Source organism: Arthrobacter sp. KN11-1C (assembly GCF_052180225.1).
In the GTDB taxonomy this organism is placed as follows: domain Bacteria; phylum Actinomycetota; class Actinomycetes; order Actinomycetales; family Micrococcaceae; genus Arthrobacter.
Genome location: NZ_CP197467.1, coordinates 1473983 through 1494156, shown reverse-complemented (window position 1 = coordinate 1494156; position 20174 = coordinate 1473983). Strand labels below are relative to the sequence as shown.

Below are 20174 nucleotides of genomic sequence, written 5' to 3'. Positions count from 1 at the left end.
GGGCGAGGCGTTGAGGGCAAATAACATGCGGTTCGAGAAACCTCTGGCTGTATTCCCTCGATTATATAGGTGCCCAATGGCCAGAACCTGCGGCAGTTGCATCGCTTGGTAGGATGATGGAAGTTTGGCCAAGCCCCCGCTCTGCTCACATGTTCTTGCGGGAAAGAGAAAGTGACGCCCGTTCATGCATGCCTCATCCGGAGCCGTTCCTCGCGTCAGCGTGTGCATGGCCGCCTACAACGGGTCCCGACACATCGCGGAGCAAATCGACTCCATTTTGTCCGAACTAGCCCCGGATGACGAACTCATTGTCGTTGATGACTGCTCCACCGACGGAACCGCCCAATTGGTGGCTGATATCGAGGACTCCCGCATCCGCCTGATTCGCGCCGAATCGAACGCTGGGTATGTCAAGACATTCGAGCGGGCATTGTCGGAGGCCCGCGGAGAGTACGTTTTCCTCTCGGACCAGGATGACATCTGGATTCCAGGACGAGTCGGGCTCATGATTGGCGCTCTGCAAAACAAGGGCATGGTTGTGAGCAACTGCCAGCACATCGAAGGAGACCTGGGCCGTTTCCACGAGATCCGTCTCCGGGCGCGGGATTCAGGTCACACTTTGCGGAACATCCTCGGGGTTGTGGTGGGCTATCGCCTTCATTGGGGATGCGCCATGGCGTTTCGTCGTTCCATGCTCGAACAGGTCCTTCCGTTCCCGAGCCACATGACTGAATCGCACGATCAGTGGATCGCCCTCGTCGGTATCGTCAATCGCTCCATTCTGTACCTGGAAACGGATACCATACTTCACCGGCTGCACGGAGGTAACCTCACTCCTAGCGGGATCCGAAGCTTCCGCAAAATCTTGGCTGCGCGAGTGGCTTTTCTGCGTAATTTGCTCACGGCAACCAAGCGGGCGTCCAGCACCCGTCGTGCGCCAGCGTCGGCGACTGCCGCCCGGCCGTAACCACCGACTACTCCGATTGGCGCACAGCTCCAAATGAATTTTACTGACAGGAACCCGGCCGTCGTTGCCGTCGTGTCTGCGTTCAACCCATCCACCGCCCTGATCGACAGGATCAGGAACCACTCGAAGCACGTAACCCGGGTCGTCGTCGTGGACGACGGTTCCACGTTCGGCAACAATGAAATCTGGCAAGAACTCCGGGATGCCGGGGCGGAAGTGGTCCACCATGATGAAAATCGAGGGATCGCCGCAGCCCTGAATACCGGTGTGTCCACAGGACTCGCAATGGATCCGAATGCATGGATACTGACCCTGGACCAAGATTCTGACCTCACCGACGGCTATGTTGAGCGCGCGCTCTCAACATACGCCTTGCTGACGAAACAGGGCGTCAACGTTGGATTAGTTGCCCCTGGCAAGCACAACGGGTTCCCCGTCAAACTCCTCAGGAGTGAAGGCGACTTCGTCGAAGCATTTGATCCGATGCAATCCGGCTGCCTTATCCCTGCGGCCGTCTTCCGGACGGCAGGCTACTTGGACGAAGACTTGTTCATCGACGGGGTGGATACAGATTTCAATGCCCGACTACGGAGATTGGGATACCGTCTTCCGGCCGATCCTGAATGCAATCTCCATCACGAGCTCGGACGCCCTCGTGAAGTGACGATTCTTAAACGAAGGATCCACTTCCGCGGTCGCCCGTTGGCCCTGACTTACCACACACCTCTGCGGGTCTACTACATCACCAGAAATTCACTCGTCATTGCCCGACGTTACTGGCGAGACAACCCGAGCTGGATGTTCCGTAGGCTTTGGATGGAAGTTGAGAGCAACTTGGTCCGACTCGCATTCGGCCCGGACCGTCGCGCCTACACCATTTCGTGGCGCCATGGAATTCGAGACGCATTCAAAGGCCATCTGGGCAAGGCTGATGCCGCCATCGCGCGCAGCCTAAGCCCCCGACCGTAGCCGACGCGGCGAGATATCGGTCATTTCCGGCTGACCGTCTGCCTCTAAAGCGCGACTGGCGCTCAAGACTCAGCTGCAGTCAACCGCCGGGTTGCCTGCCGCCTGCCAAAGAGCCCGATCAAGTGCGTGAGGGCCGGTCCCAGGTCAGTTCGTGAACCAATGACGCCACGCCACAACAGCGCAACAATTCGAAGGACTGCCCAAGGGCCGTTGAACGTCTTCGAGGCGGCCTCAAGACTATGCGTGCGCTCGGGCATCCGCTTTTCGAGCGTCCCCAGCATGAGCGCCTTCCATCCGAAGGTCATATTGGCCACCATGACCGCCACCGAGGGTACCGAAGCGGAATTCTCGAACTTAAGGGCAAGTTCTCTCGCGCGGCGCAGGGATCTCAGCGGGTTGAACGACTCTGTGGCCTCACCAATCACGTTGGCTGCGTGCTGGACGTAGTCCTGCACAATGTCGTCAACGATCACATAGTCATCCAAGGCGGCGGCGGCAACACCGATCCAATGATCATGATTCTGGGTCAGGGTCGAGAGGCGTGGGAAAGGAAGAATCACCTCGAGCAAATCGCGCCGAAAGACACACAATCCGCCGGTCACTTGGTTTTGGACCAAAAGGTCACAAATATCGGTCCGCCGCCGCATCGTCGACGGAGCGACCACTCGACCCGAATCGGTCACCACCCTTGCCTGACCTGTCACCAAAACGGCGGTCTCCAGGTGCGGCAGTAGACGTTCAAGTTTCTCTGGATACCAATAGTCATCCTGATCGGACAGCGCGACCCAGTCCGCGGAGGCCGGGACCAAAGTCAGGCCACGTTCAAAATTTCCGTAGAACCCCAGCCGATGATCGAAGCCTGCGACGCGAAACCGATCATCACCGGGCAAAATCGAACGAACCAGCCGCGCCACGTCTTCCGGATCCCCGTCTGCGGTGATGACACATTCAAAGTTCGCATGTGTCTGCTTGCTAATCGACAACAGCTGACGCTCGAACAGCACGGGATCCGGTTTGTACGCCGCGAGGACGATTGTTCCGAAGGACGGCAGCGCTTGGGGTTTGTCGTTCACCCAGTGATGATAGCAGTCGGCCGACCCCCCTAGACTTAGGAGGTTGGATCGTCCGGATAGTGTACGGGGATTCGAACTACCGATGTCGAGGAGGTTTCGAGGCTGGCTGGCCACGGCGAGCAGCCCCGATAGTAATGAGAACAGTCCTAACACGTCTGGCGGGCTTCGCTGGCTTTCCTCTTCTGTCTGCCGTTGTGCCGATATTCGTCATGCCCATCATTGCCCGGATTGCTGGACCACTAGGATGGTCCAGCATTGGCAGCGGACTGGCAATCGGTATTTTCGCTTCGACCGTCATCCTCTTCGGGTGGAACATCGAAGGTCCCGTCCGGATCGCCAGGTCCGGGGACGTTCAGGTCCGACTCCGAATATATGGAGAGAGCATCGGCACGCGTCTGCTCCTCTGCATCGTCGTTATGCCGGTCGCGGCCGGATTGGTCTACCTGATTTCGGCCCCTGCGCATAGGTTTGACGCAATCCTGATCGCACTATCTGCGGCATCGGGTGGCTTGTCGCCGGCGTGGTATTTCATAGGCATCGGCAATCCACGGCTACTGGGGGTGGTCGACACTATCCCTCGGGTGGTCGCATCGCTGATTTCAATTCCGCTCCTTCTCATAACCGGACAGATTTGGCTCTACGCCGCAATGCAGCTCATCGCAACGGTCGTCACCATGCGTATTTTCCTCTACCTCGCGCCGGGGTCGCGGGGAAAGGCTCCGAAAATCGTTTGGAAGCTCGGCGACATGCTCTGCATCCTGAGGTCCCAGGCCGCCGCTGCCGGTGTCAATCTTGCCGGCAATGCTTACGGCTCCACCCCGGTCCCCATTGCAACAGCGACAGTCTCTGGACCTGGGGCAAGCAATTTTGCTTCCGCCGACCAGTTGTACCGCTATGCCCTGTTTCCCGTGGTCGTCCTTGCCAATGCATTTCAGGGTTGGGCGCTGGAGTTGGACGGTGAACAAGGACGACGGCGGCAGCTCGCCGCGATTGGGGCACACGTCTTGCTCGGCGTAGTTGGCGGAGCGCTCCTCGCGGTATTTGGCCCGTTGGTTTCGTCGATTATGTTCGGCCCGGCTTTGGCCGCGGGCCAGGTCACCAGTGTTTTCTACGGCTTGGCCTTGTGCTTCTTATGTATTGCCGCTCCGCTCCAGAGAAACGTGCTCATTCCAGCGGGGCGTGCCACGCTCGTCTTTGGAGTAACCGTGGCGGCGGCACTGGCGGGCGTCAGCACTATGGTGGTGTTCGGAAGTTTGAAATCGGTTGATGGCATAGCCTTCGGCATGGCAGCAAGCGAAGCCATAGTGCTATTGCTCCTGATCAAACCGTCGATCAAGGCCCTTCGTTCGGACTACATGAACTGAACCCGTCTCCGCGAGGGCCCCGTGAGATCTGCTCGGGACTGCAGCAATCCTTCAGAGTCTTACCGAATGCACCTGCACTGGCCCCTCGCGGATGGCTTGCGGGTGGGTCAAAACAGTCAATCCCAGCTCCGGTATACATCGAATTCGTCTCGGACTGAGCGAAGCTGGTTTGCTGAGCGGCCCGGCGTACGGAAGTATTGAGCCCATGCGTGGAATTATCCTTGCCGGCGGAACTGGATCCCGGCTTCACCCGATCACACACGGCATCAGCAAGCAGCTCGTCCCTGTGTACGACAAGCCGATGATCTACTATCCCCTGTCGACGCTCATTCTGGCTGGAATCCGCGACATCCTCATCATCACCACGCCACACGACGCGGAGCAATTCCGGCGACTCCTCGGAGATGGCTCCCAGTTCGGCATCAACCTCAGCTACGTTGAGCAGCCGTCCCCTGATGGACTTGCCCAGGCGTTCGTCCTTGGTGCGGAACACATCGGAAACGACACCGTGGCTCTGGTCCTCGGTGACAATATCTTCTACGGCCAGGGCATGGGGACACAATTGCGCCGGCATGCCAACATCGACGGCGGCGCAGTCTTCGGTTACTGGGTCAGCGACCCGAAAGCGTACGGTGTCGTGGAATTCGACGACTCGGGTAAGGCCATATCCCTTGAGGAGAAGCCGGCCAAACCAAAATCGCACTACGCCGTGCCGGGTCTGTACTTCTATGACAACGACGTTGTCGACATTGCCAAGAATCTGCAGCCGTCAGCACGAGGCGAGCTTGAAATCACGGATGTGAACCGCACTTACCTTGAGCGGGAGAAGCTTCACGTCGAAATCCTTCCCCGCGGCACCGCGTGGCTGGATACCGGGACATTCAACGACCTCAACGACGCTTCCAACTTCATCCGCACGGTAGAGAACCGTCAGGGCCTCAAGATCGGCGCGCCTGAGGAAATCGCTTGGCGCCAAGGTTTCCTCACGGATGACGAACTCAGGCAGCGGGCCGAACCCCTGGTCAAGAGCGGCTACGGTCAGTACTTGCTCGGTCTTCTCGACGGTTAGGCTTCCTTTTTGCCGACCGTCGCACATCCTTAGTTAAAAGTGGAGTCCAATTGAGTTGGTATTCAACGCTTCCAGTATTTATTGCCAGTTTGGCAGTCCTTTTTGTACCCGGAAGCTTGATCGCAGCGGCATTGGGCCTCCGGGGCTTGACCTTCCTTGCTGTGGCACCAGCGCTCAGTGTCTGCGCTGTCGCCTGCACGGCCATTGCCCTCCCCTTTCTGAGACTCTCTTGGTCCCTGGGCCCTGTCGTCGTCGCGGCATTGGTCTTGGCCGTTGTCCTGTTCGGAGCAAGCTATCTCACGCGAGACAAACTCGCCATACGATCTCGCTGGCGATTCGAGCGTCCCAAAGCGGGCACGTACGCAGCGGTAATCGGCTTCTTGGTGGGTGGCGTGTCCATCGGAATACAGCTGGTCGATGCATTCGACCGACCCGATAACATCTCCCAGACTTTTGACAACGTCTTCCATCTGAACGCTATTCGCTACATTCTGAACACTGGCAACGGATCGTCAATGTCCATAGCCACCATGACCAGCGGCGACAACCCGCCATCGTTTTACCCGGCGGCTTGGCACGACCTTGCATCCCTCGTGGTCCAAATTACCGGCGCACCAATCAGCGTTGCGGCCAACGTCCTGAACATTTGCATTGCCGCGGTTGTCTGGCCTCTCGGCTGTATGCTCCTCACACGGGCAATTGCCCGTCCCAGCGCCTACGTCGTTGGCGCTGCAGGCATCCTCGCCGCCGGCTTCAGCGCGTTCCCGCTGTTGCTTTTGGACTTTGGGGTGCTGTACCCAAATTTCCTTGCCCTGAGCATGCTCCCCGCCGCCTTGGCTAGCGTGGCGGTCTTCTTTGCGGTCGGGAACATCGATGGTATCCCAGCGATCGCCCGCTTCTCTTTGGCACCAATCCTTGCGTTGGGCCTCGCGATCGCGCACCCCAACGGCATGATGTCGTTGATCGCCCTCTCGGTTCCGATCCTTCTCGCGAGCTACGTTTGCTACTGGCTTCGCCGGAAAAACCAAGGCGCCGGCTATGGCCGAGTCATGATCCTTGGCGCAGCTTTGGTGCTTGCCCTAGTCACCATGGTGGTGATGTGGAAATATATTCGACCGCCGGCCGAGACCGCCACCTGGGCGCCCGTCCAAAGTGCAGGCCAAGCCGTTGGTGAAATCGTGACGAATTCACCCATGCACCACGCACCGGCCTGGGCAGTAAGCGCGTTGATGCTTCTGGGACTAGCAGTTGTGGCACGGAGTCGGCACAACTTGTGGTTCATGGGTTCGTTTCTCGTCTCAGCCGTGTTGTTCGTCGTAGTCTCCGCCGGAACAGACCAATGGTTCCGGAACGCACTCACCGGTGTCTGGTACAACGACAGTTACCGGCTGGCGGCGTTGCTGCCAACAGTTGCCGTTCCCTTCGCAGCCATCGGTTTGGCCTGGTTGATCAGGAGAATCCAACTCGGCTGGCTCTCAGGGTGGGAGCGCGGACGCAGGTGGTTCGGATCGCAGAACCGCCCTAAAGCAATAAGTGCCGTGGTGATACCCGCGGGTCTCCTTGCGTTGTTTCTCGCGCTACAAACGCTTCCTCTGGGTGGCGAAATTGCTTCCGCTCACAACATCTACTCGACGGCCCTGGATGCCCCCTTGGTGAGCAGGGACGAAATGACTCTCATTGACGAGCTGGATAACTACGTTCCACAAAACGCAACAATCGCCGCAAATCCGTGGACAGGGGCTGCCATGGCCTTTGCGCTGGCCGATCGCAACACGACATCCAAGCACACACTAGCTGCCTACACTCCCTCAGTCCTCATGCTCAACGACCGACTCAAGGACGCCGCGAGCGACCCCGAGGTGTGCAAGGCAGTCCATGCTGCCGGCGTTGGCTATGCGTTGAATTTTGGGACCAAAGAGGTCCATGGAGGCGATCACGGATTCAAGGGACTCCTGATCGAAAACACAACTCCAGGCTTCCAGCTTCTCGCGCAGGTCGGCGAAGCGAAGCTGTTCAAGGTGACTGCTTGCGGCTAGTTTGACCATTCAAGGGTCCGGGCGGTTACGAGAGCAGGAGTGCAAGAATGCTGGAGCGAAGGCCATTCGGTAGTACCGATCTGAACGTCTCCATCGTGGGGCTCGGAGCCGGCCAGATCGGCGAAAGTGATGTCACCGAGGCCGAAGCCTCCGAAGTGCTTAACGGAGCTCTGGATCTTGGCATTACGTTGATCGATACCGCCGCCAGTTATGGCTTGAGCGAAGAGCGTATCGGGAGGCATCTCGGCCGACGTCGGGACGAGTTCGTGTTGTCAACCAAAGGGGGCCATGGGATCAACGGCGACCCGGGTTGGTCGTCGGGCAGCGTGCTTGAGAGTATCGAACGGTCGTTGCGATTGACCCGATCGGAACGAATCGACATCTTTTTCCTGCACTCATGCCCGGTTGAGATTCTGCAACGCGGCGAGCTGCAGGAGACGCTGGACGAAGCCGTCGCGGCTGGCAAGATCGGCGTCGCCGGCTACAGCGGAGACAATGAGGCGCTCGCGTTCGCACTGGAGTCCGTGCAGTTCGGTGCCGTCGAAACCAGCGTCAACATCGCTGACCAGCGGAATCTCAGAAACTTGCTCAGCCATTATCCCGGACCCGGAGTGATCGCCAAGCGCCCGATCGCGAACGCGCCGTGGCGGTTCCGCGAGCGACCGACCGGGCACTATGCGGAACTCTATTGGGAGCGGCTTCAGTTCCTCGACCTTGATCCAGGCGAACTTGATTGGGCCGAACTCGCTTTGCGCTTCACGGTGTACGCCCCTGGTGTCCACACGGCAATTGCTGGCACGGCCAAGCTGGACCACCTGCGCCGAAACATCTCAGCGGCCGGCCGAGGGCCACTCCCGGCTGCTACCTTGGAAGGCATCGACCGCGCTTGGCGCGGCGTCGGCTCCGACTGGCCGGCATCAACCTAAGGTCCACCACTCGTAAAAGACGTGAGACGCCCCGCCAAAGGCGGGGCGTCTCACTCGTTGGTCTACAACGCGCTGTTTAGACCTGGCTGCGGAGCTGGGCCACAGCGGCGTCGATGGCTCCGTCATACACGATGTTTCCGTGCTTGAGAACCACACCTCGATCGCAAATACGGGAAACAAGTTCAAGGTCGTGACTGACGACGACGAGGGTCTTGCCTGCCGCGGAAAGCTCCTTGATCCTGGCGAGGCACTTACGCTGGAATGGCTCGTCTCCGACGGCCAGGATCTCGTCCACGAGGAATACCTCGGGATCCGTGTGAACGGCGACTGAGAATGCCAGACGGAGATACATGCCAGATGAATAGAACCTGACCTCCGTATCGATGAACTCGCCGATCTCGGAAAATTCCACGATGGAGTCGAATTGTTCGTCGATCTGGGCTTCCGTCATTCCCAGGATCGCGCCGTTCAGGTAGACGTTTTCCCTGCCCGACAAGTCATGATGGAACCCCGCGCCTACCTCAATAAGGCCTGCGACTCTGCCACGCGTCCGCACTGACCCGCTATCAGGCAACATGACACCTGAAATGTGCTTGAGCAGCGTGGACTTGCCGGACCCATTCAAGCCCAGCAACGCGACCGTCTCGCCTTGTTGGATTTCAAGGTCGACATTGTGAAGCGCATGGAACTTCTTGGAGATGTCACCCTTGCGGCCGGTGACAAGCCAGACAATTGCCTCTTTGAGGGAGCGCGTATGCCTCAGCACGAACTGCTTATTTAACTTGTGAACTTCGATTGCAACAGACATCGTCACAGCTCCTGCGCGAATCGGCCCTCAAGCCGGCGGAATACCCACTGGCCGAGAACGAGAACTGCGAGGGAAACCACGATTCCCACGGGAACCCAAAGGGGTAAAAGATTTGGCGGCATGGGGGCGGTTTCATCGGTGGTTGGAAGCCAGAAGGCATAATGAAATGCTTCGACGCCGATGGTAATGGGATTGACTTGGTAAACGGCGTACCAGCTCGCGCCGAGTTTGCTCTGCACCATGGTCCAGGAGTACATGATGGGAGAGGTCCAGGTCGCAACCATCAGCAGCATGTCCACGATGTTCTCGGAGTCCCTGAAATAGACATTCGCAGAGCCAAAGAGGAGTCCCAATCCGGTAGCCAACATGGCCACGATCACGAAACCCGCGATGGCCGCCACAAGCTGCAGCAGGCTCGGGTGCCATCCGGCGAAGACACAGGCGACAACCAGGACAATCAACTGCGGAATGAAATGCACGGCCGAAACCCAGACAGAGGCGACGGGGAAAAGCTCGCGTGGCAAGTAGATCTTCTTGATCAGACCGCCGTTGCCCACTATGGAACGGGCCGCGTTGCTGAGCGCCTCGGTGAAAAAGTTGATCAGGACGATACCGGAGAACAAGTACACGGCGTAGTTTGCCAGTCCATCCGGATTTCGAGCGCTCTTCTCCAGTCCCAGGAAAACGCCCAAGGCAATGTAGAAGACGAGGAACTGAACGCCCGGCTTTACGTAGGACCAAAGCAGCCCAAGAACCGACCCCTTGTAGCGGATCTGCAATTCCTTGCGAACAAGGAGTTTGAGCAGGAACCGCTGTCTGAAAACGTCGGCGAGTCCGCCCCCCACGCCCGGGCGGACGAGCGGGGCGGTCTCACTGAAGTCACTAGCAGTTGTCACCCGTTGGCCTTTTCCTGCGGAGTCGTAGTGGTCACCGCGTCGAAAGTCTCGCGCCACGCCTGCTGCGACGTGAACTCGGGCAGGCTCCGGGAATACTCCTCGGAAAGCTTTTCCCAGTCCTGGAGGAGCTGCTGGTGGAGCTTGATGCTGCGGGCCATCATATTGCGGAAATGCTCAGGATGGCGCTTGTACCAGGATGCACCGGTTCCATCGGCGGACGAGACGATTGCCGAGTCCAGCTGCGACAGTCGCCACCAACGGGCATCCATTGCCGGAACGAGGGCCTCGGGGTGCTCCAGGGCTCCCGGCCTTACGCTTTGAACCTGACGAACCCCCGCCGAGGCAGCAGTCGCGAGGGCAGCGAAAATAGACTTCGGCGAAGATGGCTTCTTTCCACGCTTCGGCGGCTTTACGCGCTTTACTTGCGGGAAGGCTGCTACTTCCTTCGTGATGCGTGCGTCATCGAAGTCTGCACGTCGCGCACGAATTTCGGGGAGCTTGGTCCGAATTGTCTGGTGCAAGTGTGACGGTCCCTTGAGCAGGTCCTCCAGGGCATCCAAGCGGAGCTCGACCGCCGAGTACTGCATCGACAACAGGTGCTTGACATCAACCATGAAGCTTTGGCGCGGCAGGAATCCGCCCTTTTTGTAGGGCGAGTAGACCAGGGCAGCAAGCCAGCGGTTTCGCTGGTGGAAGTAGGCCTGCCAGTCGATCGTGTCATCTTTTTCGGTCCACGGCATATGCCAGACAGCGGCGCCCGGGAGGGTGACTGTCGGGTAGCCGTGGCGGCGGGCACGAATGCCGTATTCGGCGTCGTCCCACTTGATGAATACGGGTAGGGAGAGTCCGATGTCGCGCAGAACACTGGTCGGAATCAAGCACATCCACCAGCCGTTGAAGTCCACATCGATCCGGCGATGCATCCACGGCGTCGTGCGAAGGTTGCTCGCCGAAAAGTCATGGGCTTCTTTGGTGCTTTCGACCGCGCCCCATTGGAACTTGTACTCGTTGACTTCCTCGCCGAAGCTGTGCATCACCGAGCGTTCATACAGGTTGAACATGTGACCGCCGACGATCGACGGCTTCCGCGTGAAGTCAGCGAAGTTGATAGCGCGCAGCACGCCCTCTGTTTCGATGATCACGTCATCGTCCAACAGGAGCACGTATTTGCTCCGGCCATCTTCAACCGTCTCGTGCATGCCGCGGGCAAAACCGCCCGAACCACCGAGGTTGCCCTGCTCAATCAGCGCGAACTTATCCCCGAGTCGCGCGGCAGCCTCATCAAAACCATCCTGGTCGCGTACCTTCTGCGTACCCTGGTCGGTGATGAGGAGCCGGTCCATTACAGCCAGGAGTTCAGGAGAATCGGCAAATGTCGAAAGGTGCTTGACGCAGAAATCCGGGCGGTTAAAGGTAGTTACCGCGACTGTGGCGGTGCCTGCCTCGAATCCTTCAGGCTTCCTTACGGACCATTCGGCGCTGAGGAGCTTGACCTGTTCAGAGGAAGCCACGAGGTCGAACCAGTACCAGCCGCCATCGCCGAAGTTGGCCAGCGGCAGAACAACATCTACCGGCCGCCCAGCGTCTACGCTGATGCTTTCCACCCTGTTCGAGGTGCCTCTCGCGGTGGACCGGAGAATCACAACGGTAGCCGGGGCATCGACGGCAACCGTAAGCCGGACACTCGTGACATCGGTGTGAGCTCGCCAGTAGCTCGCGGGGAAGGCGTTGAAGTACGTGCCAAAGGAAATGCGTCGGTACGCCGGCAAGTGCAGCTGGCGACGGTTCTCAATGAAGTCCGAACGAATTTTTGCGCCAGTGGAAGTGACAGCCGTGACGCCCGAGCCCGACTTGGAAGTCTGCGATTCCTCGGACACGACCCGCTGAGCCGCGTTGAAGTCCAAGTACAAGGGAAGTGTGTCAGAGTCGCCATCCGTCGGGAAGACAACGCGATGGACGGTTTGCCATTCTTCGCCCAGTCCGGGCGCAGCGTCCTGGTTCATGGGTTCCGTTGAAACGCTCACGCGTCCACTCCTCCGCTTTCAATTTCTGCGCCGCTTTCGAAGTGCGGACGGATCTTGTTGTCAAACATGGACAGGGCAGAACCGATGGCCATGTGCATGTCGAGGTACTTGTAGGTGCCGAGACGACCACCGAACAGGACGTCCTTTTCGGCGGATGCGAGATCGCGGTACTTCAGCAGTTTTTCGCGGTCATCCGGGGTGTTGATCGGGTAGTACGGCTCATCGCCGGTTTCGGCGAACCGGGAAAACTCGCGCATGATGACGGTCTTCTCCGTCTGGTAGCCACGCTCCGGGTGGAAATGGCGAGGCTCGATGATCCTGGTGAACGGGACGTCGGCGTCGTTGTAGTTGACAACCGACGTTCCCTGGAAGTCGCCCATTTCCAGGACTTCCTCTTCGAAATCGATGGTGCGCCAGGACAGATCTCCGGCGACAAAGTCGAAGTAGCGGTCCACAGGCCCTGTGTAGACGACGGGAATCTTGCCGACAACCTTGTTCTTCGAATACTCGTGGGACTCGTCAAAGAAGTCCGTGTTCAGTCGCACTTCGATGCTCGGGTGCTCGGCCATCTTTTCGATCCACGCCGTGTAGCCGTTGGTCGGCAGGCCTTCGTACTTATCGTTGAAGTATCGGTTGTCGTAGTTGTACCTGACAGGAAGGCGCGAAATGATGCCCGCTGGGAGATCCTTGGGGTCCGTCTGCCACTGCTTGCCGGTGTAATGCTTGATGAATGCCTCGTACAGGGGGCGGCCAATCAGCTGGATGCCCTTGTCGTTGAGGTTCTGCGGGTCGGTACCCGCAAGCTCGCCAGCCTGCTCCTTGATAAGGTCCTGTGCCTGGCTGGGCGTCAGGTTCGCACGGAAGAACTGGTTGATTGTCGCCAGGTTGATGGGGAGGGAATAGACCTCGCCCTTGTGCACGCCGTACACCTTGTGCACGTAGTTGGTGAAGGTCGTAAACCGGTTGACATACTCCCATACCCGCTCATTTGAGGTGTGGAAGAGGTGCGCACCATAGCGGTGCACCTCGATTCCGGTCTGCTCTTCCGTTTCGCTGTAGGCGTTGCCACCGATGTGATGCCGGCGGTCAATGACAACAACCTTCAAGCCCAGCTCAGTGGCGGCCTGTTCTGCGATTGTCAGGCCAAAAAAGCCCGACCCGACGATGACGAGGTCAGCGGTCACAAATACTCCTGGTTCGAATGCGGGCAGCCTAATGATGTGCACTTGCTGCAGGTCAAGCCTACCTGAGATGCCGCATCCAATTGCCGCCGAGGCCGTTCCCCGCCCGCGGGCGCACTGTTTTCCACATAGGGAAACTGACCGGGAACACCCCGTCAACATCACAAATATCGTGGGAGAACAGCAGTCACGCGAGCCGAAGGAGCGGACATAGTGGCACTCCATTGCACTCTCGTCCGGGCCCCGCGGGCGCTTCGGCAAGGTGAACCCGTCGAACTGACCCTAGCCGTCGGCAATGGCACCCCCGGTACCGCCGTCGAGGCTGCCGTCGCGGCCGAGTTCGGAGCGGGACAACTGACAGTCGATGGGCATCCACTCAGTGGTCTCACCGTGGGCTCTCCACCCCTCATATCCGGAGCTGTGTTGATCGACGGCGCAGATTCGGAGGCGCGAAGCGACTCCATCTGCAAACGCGGTCCTTCGGCCTTGTCTTTGCTGGTGCACGCCGGACCTGCCGCGGGCCTGGTGGTTCCGCTGGAGCGTGGCAGTTACAGGATCGGCAGGAGCAACGCGGATGTTTGCCTGGCGGATCCCGATGTTTCCCGGGTTCACGCGGTCCTGACGATCTCCGAGACGGCGGTCACCATTACCGACAATGGGAGCGCCAACGGAACAGTGGTGGATGGCCGCACGGTCCGCTCCGCAGCTCTCTCGACCGCGTCCAGGATCCGATGTGGCGGCTCAGTCATGTCGGTTGTCTTCGGCGCCGAGGACTTAGGGACGGAATCCCTGGGGGCAGCGGGGCAAAGCGTTGCGGAGCCGCTCTCGGTGCGGCGGCGCCACGACGCGGGCAGCCGCACACAGCTTCTCCTCACGGCCGGGCTACCGTTCCTGCTGGGAGTCGGAATGGCCCTGGCCACTGGCATGTGGATGTTCCTCGGCTTCACCGCAATTTCTGCCATCGCCGTCCTCGCCCCGGCAATCTCGGGACGACGCGAGCGCCGCCTTCTGGCTGCCGCGATCGCGGCGGCCGTCGAACAAGACCGAGCCCGACGACGGCGGTGCTCGCCGTCCGCCGCGGAACTCGTCCATGCCGTCGGCTCAACCGCTTTCACCTCAGGAAATCATGGGCGAAAGCAGTCGACGCTGCCAAGAACCTATACAACGCAAGGGAGGTCGGAGAGCGGCGGTGTCTGGCTCCGGCTCGGAACGGCCCCGCAGCACGCCCGGATTGCACTCGATCCACCGGACCCAAACTTCCAGCCACCGCAGTTGGGTCCGGGCCCGGTAGTTCTGGATCCCTCGATCCAGACCGCCACCTTCGCCGGACCGGAAGCCAAAGTCCATGGAATGTTCAGATTCCTGCTCATGCAGCTGGCGGTCTTTCCCAATGCAATCAACCACCGTGTCCTCATACACGGACCGATCACTCTCTTGCCGTTGAGCGCCCGGTTCCTCCCCCGCGTCACGTTGACCACGGACACCTCTGCAGCCGCGGCTGTTCTTTCCGCGCTCACGGACGGACCGGGAGCGCTGTTTCTCCTCGGGTATGAGCGTGATCCCGCCGTCGCCTCCCTGCGGCGGGCGGCGGTCGAATCCGGCTGGCGGGTCTTCCAACGCACGGCGAGCGGAGATGAAAGCGATTCCGCAGTCGAACTTTGGAACAAACGCGCAGTCCTCCGCTCGCATCTGTCCGAAACGGAATTCGACCCTGACCTCGTCCCGTTCCCGGTGTTCGACCGCTACTGCCGCTCGCTGGCAAGCGTGCCGGGCTTGGCGACGGAAAGGGCTCCGCTTCTCCCCTCCACCTGCCGGCTGTCCGAACTGGTTCCCGCCGACCCCTCAAGCATCTCGGCCCGTTGGAGCGAATCCTTTGCGGGTGGTGGGCTGTCCGCGGTCATCGGACAAGGAGCCGACGGGCCGCGGTCCCTCGACCTCGTTTCGGACGGCCCGCATCTCCTCGTCGCTGGAACTACGGGATCGGGAAAGTCCGAGCTCCTGCGCACAATCGTTGCGTCGATCGCATTGACCCACAGCCCGGACAGGGTCAACTTCCTGTTTGTCGATTTCAAGGGAGGTTCGGGGCTCGGGCCATTGGCCGATCTTCCGCACTGCGTCGGGATGCTTACCGACCTCAACGAACACGAGCTCGAACGTAGCCTCACGTCCCTCCGTGCCGAAGTTCGGAGACGGGAAGCGATCCTTGCTAAGGCCTCTGTCCCCGATGTGCCCGCGTACTGGGCCACAGCCGGAAAAACCGCGGACTGGGCCGCGGCGGGACGAAGAAACCAATCTCCAATACTGCCCCGGCTGGTCCTTGTGATCGACGAGTTCAGGATGCTCATTGAGGACGCCCCGGACGCCCTGGCCGAATTGATGCGGATCGCCACCCTGGGCCGATCCCTGGGTATCCATCTGATCATGGCAACACAACGTCCGCAGGGCGCACTGAGTGCGGACATCCGGGCCAACGTCACCACCAGTATTGCCCTTCGCGTCCAATCGGAACTGGAATCCCGCGACATCATCAACTCGCCAGCCGCGGCATCGATTCCAGTGTCCCTTCCTGGCCGCGCCTACATGGTTCGCGGAGTGGACGATGCGGGGCCATTTCAATCAGCGACGCTCTCAAGCAGCGAAACAGCCCGGCCACCCACGAAGACCGTTACCTTGGCGAAAGTAGGCTCGCTCCGCTTCAGTGGTTGGTTTGAACCCGCGGAAGCAAAGACTCAGTGTGCCGCTGCAACCCCTGCGGAAGCGGCCCGCCCCATCATTAGGGCAATCGACCGGGTTTGGGACATCCACGGGCGTCGGCCGCTCCGAAGACCTGTTGCGCCTCCGCTCCCGGAGTCCATCTCCCTTGACAAATCCCCCGGCGTCAGCGCACTGGCAGGCAAGCACGCGGCAAGCGGAACGTCAGCAGGCCCGACGGCCCACCTTGGCTTGGCCGACCTGCCGACGCAGCAACGAGTCGCCGGACTGTGCTGGAACCCGCTCGTCCATGGGAATCTTGGACTCGTTGGCCCTCCTGGGAGCGGAGTTGAAGATACTTGTCGTGCGGCAGCGGCGCAGCTTCTTGGAAGTGCCGAGGAACTCCATCTGTACGTCCTTGACGGAGACGGTTCATTCACCGACGTGGGATCCCAAGGCCGCGTAGGGGCAATTGCTTCCCTCAGCGACATCAGAAGGGGCGTTCGCGTCCTGGAAAGGCTCGCGGCTGAAATGTCGGCGCGGCAATCCTTGGGGACGAGTGTCGGGCAAGTCCCCCTTTTGCTGGTGATTTCGAGCTGGGGTTCGTGGATTTCCGAATTGCGCACCGGGCCGCTGGCCTGGGCAGAAGACCTCGTCCATGCCATCGTCCGCGACGGACCGAAGTCAGGACTGACTGTTCTTGTGACGGGCGACCGCGAACTGGTGACGTCGCGTATGTTCCCGTCCATCACCAACCGGGCGTTCTTTCCCGCTGGGACCACCGAAGAAGGTCGGTTGGCATGGCCCCGTTTCGTGGCAATGAAGCCCGTGAAGGGCCGCGCCGTCGTGGTTGGCAACTTCATCGACGTTGACGCGTCAGTGGCCCAGCTCGTGGCGCCCGGTCCGAACGCGGCTTGGCCGTACTGTGTGCCCCCGGAACCTGCACGCCGCCCGTTCCGGGTGGATCCTTTGCCGCAATTCCTCCGGGCGACGGACCTCGCAGCGTCCGGTCGAGCCGAAGCCGCTGCAGATTCCAGCGCTCGTCCGCGGGGATCGGCGCTCCTCGGCGTCGGAGGGGACGAGAACGAACCTGCATGGATTACGCTGCCGCACTCGGCAGTCCTCCTCGCCCTCGGCACCCCCGGTTCGGGCAAGTCATCCCTCCTCACGGCATTGGCCCTGCTCAATCCCGGCCATCGGTGGCGGACACCACCCAGAGATGCCGATCCTGACGCCTATTGGGAGGAATTCCACCGCGAAGCAACCCGCAAGCGCGTGAGTACACAGGTCATCCCGCTCGTGGACGACGCCGAGCGCCTCAGCAGCGAAACGGGGATACTCCTGGCTGAACTTCCCGGCATGGGTTTCACCGTAGTGGCAACTGCCGGGTACAGTCCGGCCCTCCTGCAACGGACGCCCCTTGCTTCCCTGGCCCGAAACCATGGAAGCGGAATCCTCTTGGGCGACAGACCGCCGACCGCCGGGGATTTGTTCGGCGTCCGCGTCGACGTCGAACAAGCGGCACCGCCGGGGCGTGCCGTCCTGATCGAGAACGGACAAGCACGTTCTCTCCAAATCGCGGCTCCGAGCTAACGGGATGCGCCGCAGTTATATCCGTCAGAGCGCGGCGCGGGATCCGCCCGTTCGGGACGCGAAGGCAATGACCCGTTTGTCGAACAAGAAGAGAATCCCGGCCAGAGCCGGCACCACCATGGCCAGGCCGGCGGGAACCACCCCTCCGGTCATGGTGGGAACGCCGATCGTCAGGGCAAATAGCTGGGCAACCAATGCGGGTGCCCGGGTCCAACGGTAGCCACGGAACAGGAAGTGTCCCACGGCAAACAACAATGCAGAAAAGGCCAGCAGAAGACCCAGAGTAAATACGGCACCCCAGAAGGAGGCCACCGGAGCTCCAGTCACCAGTTCGTATATATACAGTGCCGCCGCTGCCAATAGCGCAAGGGCTTCCAGCACCACCACGATCGAAATGACAACGATTCCCACAGGACGCGTCGCTCCGCCAGAGTTGTCGTGGCCGGTCCCTTGGCCGTCGTCGCCGGGCGCCGCTGGGTCATGGTTAGGGTTCAGAGGGGGTCTTGACACACTGGCACACTACCGGACATAGTCGAATACCTGTGAGTAGCCCGCCATCCAGTGTGATGCATCGCTCACGGTTTCAAACGCTTGAACCCCTTGTTTACATGGCGTTAACATGACACGCTTGACTCAGACGACCAAGGGGGCCCAATGGGTCCCCTTTCCTATGAAGCCTCTCGTGAATATTTTCACAAAAGGCTTAACTAGTACTCACGAATGGAGTGACTGATCAGCATGGATTGGCGTAACCGCGCAGCCTGCCTTGACAAGGACCCGGAGCTTTTCTTCCCAGTAGGCAACACCGGCCCTGCGCTTCTCCAGATCGAGGAAGCGAAGAGTGTCTGCCGCCGCTGCCCCGTCGTGGACACATGCCTTCAGTGGGCCCTCGAATCGGGCCAGGACGCCGGCGTCTGGGGCGGAATGAGCGAAGACGAGCGACGCGCACTCAAGCGTCGCGCCGCCCGCGCGCGCCGCGCTTCCTAAGCATCGAGTCCTAAGCGCCTGAGGCTGACAAAGCCCGGCGCCACAGGCAAAAAGACATACGAAGATGGCCCGGACCGAAAGGTCCGGGCCATCTTCGTATGTTCAACGGTTGGCGTCAGCTTCGCACCAGGTTCAGGACGATCTCGACGGCGGTGCCACCGCCGTCGCGCGGCATCCACTGGATGCTGCCACCCAATTCGCTCGTGACAAGTGTCCGCACAATCTGAAGGCCGAGACCTTCCGTGTACGAGCCCTCGGGCAGTCCGACGCCGTCATCGGCTATCGTCACGGTCAGGAGTTCGTCGCCGCGCTCCCCCGTCGAACGATCGGCCATCAGCCATACCGTTCCGGCCCGTCCTTCGAGGCCGTGCTCCACGGCATTGGTCACGAGCTCATTGATGACCAGCGCGAGTGGCGTCGCGAAGTCGCTCGGCAATTCGCCGAACAGGCCGGCCCGCTCGGTTCGGACATGCTGCGAAGGGGACGCCACTTCCGCTGAAAGCCGGAACTGGCGTCCGATGAGTTCATCAAAATCAACGCTCTGAGTGAGCCCCTGCGAAAGCGTCTCGTGTACCAAGGCAATCGTCGCCACTCGCCGCATTGCCTGTTCCAGGCCCTGTTTCGCCTCATCGCTCACCATGCGTCGCGACTGCATGCGCAGCAAAGCAGCAACCGTCTGGAGGTTGTTCTTGACGCGGTGGTGGATTTCACGAATGGTCGCATCCTTGGTCACCAGCTCGAGCTCACGGCGTCGCAGTTCGGAGACGTCGCGGCACAGAACCAAGGCACCGAAGCGATGCTTCTCGTCGCGCAACGGAATCGCCCGCAATGACAAGCTGACTCCGCGGGACTCGATCTCGCTCCGCCATGGCATCCGGCCAGTCACGACCAGCGGCAAGGTCTCGTCCACCATCCGCCGGTCCTTGAGGAGTCCTGCGGTGACTTCCGCGAGGGACCGCCCTTCCAAGGTTTCCACCTCGCCGAGGCGGCGGAAAGCCGAGACGCCGTTCGGACTCGCATATTGGACGATGCCGTCGGCGTCGAGCCTGATCAGGCCATCACCCACGCGGGGAGCGCCGCGGCGCGAACCCGTCGGAGAAGCGAAGTCCGGCCACAGTCCCAGCGTGCCCATCCGAAGCAGGTCGTAGGCGCATTGCCTGTACGTGAGCTCCAGGCGTGAAGGCATCCGCGAGCTGGATAGGTCCATGTGCGAGGTGACGACGGCGAGGGTCCGTCCGTTCCTGACCATGGGTACCGCTTCAACCCGCAGGGCCATCTCGCTGCTCCAGCTTGTTTCGCTGGAGCGCTCGATGGAACGGCTGGACCACGCCTTGTCCACTATCGGTTGCAGATCCGAGCGGATGCCTTCCCCGACGAAGTCCGCATGAAACACCGTGTGGCTCGTTGACGGCCTGACGTGCGCAAGCGCGATGTAGCCGAATTCAGGATGCGGAAACCACAGGGCCAAGTCCGCGAACGCCAGGTCGGCGACCATCTGCCAGTCGCCGACCAGGAGGTGCAGCCATTCAGCATCTCCAGGCCCGAAATCAGCGTGCTCCCTGATGGGGTCTGTAAAGATTGCCACTGCAC

General features: G+C 60.4%; 15 protein-coding genes. 8 read left to right on the top strand and 7 right to left on the bottom strand.

All coding sequences use genetic code 11. The features are described from left to right. Window positions 1-184: 184 nt before the first annotated feature. Window positions 185-967, top strand: coding sequence for a glycosyltransferase (locus tag ACSBOX_RS06975; RefSeq protein WP_442545390.1), 783 nt, complete (start codon window positions 185-187; stop codon window positions 965-967). A gap of 150 nt (window positions 968-1117) precedes the next feature. After that, window positions 1118-1936, top strand: coding sequence for a glycosyltransferase (locus ACSBOX_RS06970; RefSeq protein ID WP_442545389.1), 819 nt, complete (start codon window positions 1118-1120; stop codon window positions 1934-1936). A gap of 62 nt (window positions 1937-1998) precedes the next feature. Here ACSBOX_RS06970 and ACSBOX_RS06965 read toward each other — a convergent pair whose 3' ends face one another. Further along, window positions 1999-3009 carry a glycosyltransferase gene (locus tag ACSBOX_RS06965; RefSeq protein WP_442545388.1) on the bottom strand — a complete coding sequence of 337 codons (1011 nt, stop codon included), beginning with the start codon at window positions 3007-3009 and terminating at the stop codon, window positions 1999-2001. A gap of 209 nt (window positions 3010-3218) precedes the next feature. Between ACSBOX_RS06965 and ACSBOX_RS06960 the strand changes: the two genes are divergently transcribed. The 4 genes from ACSBOX_RS06960 (at window position 3219) to ACSBOX_RS06945 (ending at window position 8404) form a co-directional block, all read left to right on the top strand. Then, complete coding sequence (locus tag ACSBOX_RS06960; RefSeq protein ID WP_442545387.1) at window positions 3219-4373, top strand: polysaccharide biosynthesis protein; 1155 nt, start codon at window positions 3219-3221, stop codon at window positions 4371-4373. A gap of 205 nt (window positions 4374-4578) precedes the next feature. Further along, complete coding sequence (rfbA, locus tag ACSBOX_RS06955; protein WP_442545386.1) at window positions 4579-5442, top strand: glucose-1-phosphate thymidylyltransferase RfbA; 864 nt, start codon at window positions 4579-4581, stop codon at window positions 5440-5442. A gap of 50 nt (window positions 5443-5492) precedes the next feature. Beyond that, window positions 5493-7478: a DUF6541 family protein gene (locus ACSBOX_RS06950; protein WP_442545385.1), complete on the top strand. Its 1986-nt coding sequence runs from the start codon at window positions 5493-5495 to the stop codon at window positions 7476-7478. A 47-nt stretch (window positions 7479-7525) separates the two neighbouring features. After that, the gene (locus ACSBOX_RS06945) at window positions 7526-8404 is read left to right on the top strand and encodes an aldo/keto reductase (protein WP_442545384.1); all 879 of its coding nucleotides are present in this window, start codon (window positions 7526-7528) and stop codon (window positions 8402-8404) included. A gap of 76 nt (window positions 8405-8480) precedes the next feature. Here the strand turns inward: ACSBOX_RS06945 and ACSBOX_RS06940 are convergent, their stop codons facing one another. From ACSBOX_RS06940 to glf, 4 genes are read right to left on the bottom strand one after another with little or no spacing between them, the layout of a single operon-like run. Next, on the bottom strand, window positions 8481-9212 hold the full coding sequence (locus tag ACSBOX_RS06940; RefSeq protein ID WP_442545383.1) for an ABC transporter ATP-binding protein: 732 nt from the start codon (window positions 9210-9212) through the stop codon (window positions 8481-8483). Window positions 9213-9214: 2 nt separating this feature from the next. Further along, window positions 9215-10108 (bottom strand): ABC transporter permease, encoded by an 894-nt coding sequence (locus ACSBOX_RS06935; RefSeq protein ID WP_078108397.1) that lies wholly within the window; start codon window positions 10106-10108, stop codon window positions 9215-9217. Next, entirely contained in the window at window positions 10105-12132 is a 2028-nt protein-coding gene (locus ACSBOX_RS06930) for a glycosyltransferase (RefSeq protein ID WP_442545382.1), read from the bottom strand. The genes ACSBOX_RS06935 and ACSBOX_RS06930 overlap by 4 nt, the downstream gene beginning before the upstream one ends. Further along, window positions 12129-13316 (bottom strand): UDP-galactopyranose mutase, encoded by a 1188-nt coding sequence (glf, locus tag ACSBOX_RS06925; RefSeq protein WP_442545381.1) that lies wholly within the window; start codon window positions 13314-13316, stop codon window positions 12129-12131. The genes ACSBOX_RS06930 and glf overlap by 4 nt, the downstream gene beginning before the upstream one ends. 210 nt (window positions 13317-13526) lie before the next feature. Between glf and ACSBOX_RS06920 the strand changes: the two genes are divergently transcribed. Further along, a complete protein-coding gene (locus ACSBOX_RS06920; RefSeq protein ID WP_442545380.1) occupies window positions 13527-17597 on the top strand; it encodes an FtsK/SpoIIIE domain-containing protein in 4071 nt (1356 codons plus the stop codon). A gap of 24 nt (window positions 17598-17621) precedes the next feature. Here ACSBOX_RS06920 and ACSBOX_RS06915 read toward each other — a convergent pair whose 3' ends face one another. Then, window positions 17622-18008: a hypothetical protein gene (locus ACSBOX_RS06915; protein WP_370873873.1), complete on the bottom strand. Its 387-nt coding sequence runs from the start codon at window positions 18006-18008 to the stop codon at window positions 17622-17624. 327 nt (window positions 18009-18335) lie between these two features. Between ACSBOX_RS06915 and ACSBOX_RS06910 the strand changes: the two genes are divergently transcribed. Beyond that, window positions 18336-18584: a WhiB family transcriptional regulator gene (locus ACSBOX_RS06910; RefSeq protein ID WP_003804966.1), complete on the top strand. Its 249-nt coding sequence runs from the start codon at window positions 18336-18338 to the stop codon at window positions 18582-18584. A gap of 115 nt (window positions 18585-18699) precedes the next feature. On the opposite strand, the gene ACSBOX_RS06905 is transcribed toward ACSBOX_RS06910, so the two are convergent. Further along, entirely contained in the window at window positions 18700-20169 is a 1470-nt protein-coding gene (locus ACSBOX_RS06905; protein ID WP_078108392.1) for a sensor histidine kinase, read from the bottom strand. Window positions 20170-20174: the final 5 nt, after the last annotated feature.

Excerpts from the sequence above, each read along its gene's own strand:
- ACSBOX_RS06975 (WP_442545390.1), top strand. The coding sequence starts at position 185 with ATGCATGCCTCATCCGGAGCCGTTCCTCGCGTCAGCGTGTGCATGGCC.
- ACSBOX_RS06960 (WP_442545387.1), top strand. The coding sequence starts at position 3,219 with ATGCCCATCATTGCCCGGATTGCTGGACCACTAGGATGGTCCAGCATT.
- rfbA (WP_442545386.1), top strand. The coding sequence starts at position 4,579 with ATGCGTGGAATTATCCTTGCCGGCGGAACTGGATCCCGGCTTCACCCG.
- ACSBOX_RS06945 (WP_442545384.1), top strand. The coding sequence starts at position 7,526 with ATGCTGGAGCGAAGGCCATTCGGTAGTACCGATCTGAACGTCTCCATC.
- ACSBOX_RS06940 (WP_442545383.1), bottom strand. The coding sequence starts at position 9,212 with ATGTCTGTTGCAATCGAAGTTCACAAGTTAAATAAGCAGTTCGTGCTG.
- ACSBOX_RS06910 (WP_003804966.1), top strand. The coding sequence starts at position 18,336 with ATGGATTGGCGTAACCGCGCAGCCTGCCTTGACAAGGACCCGGAGCTT.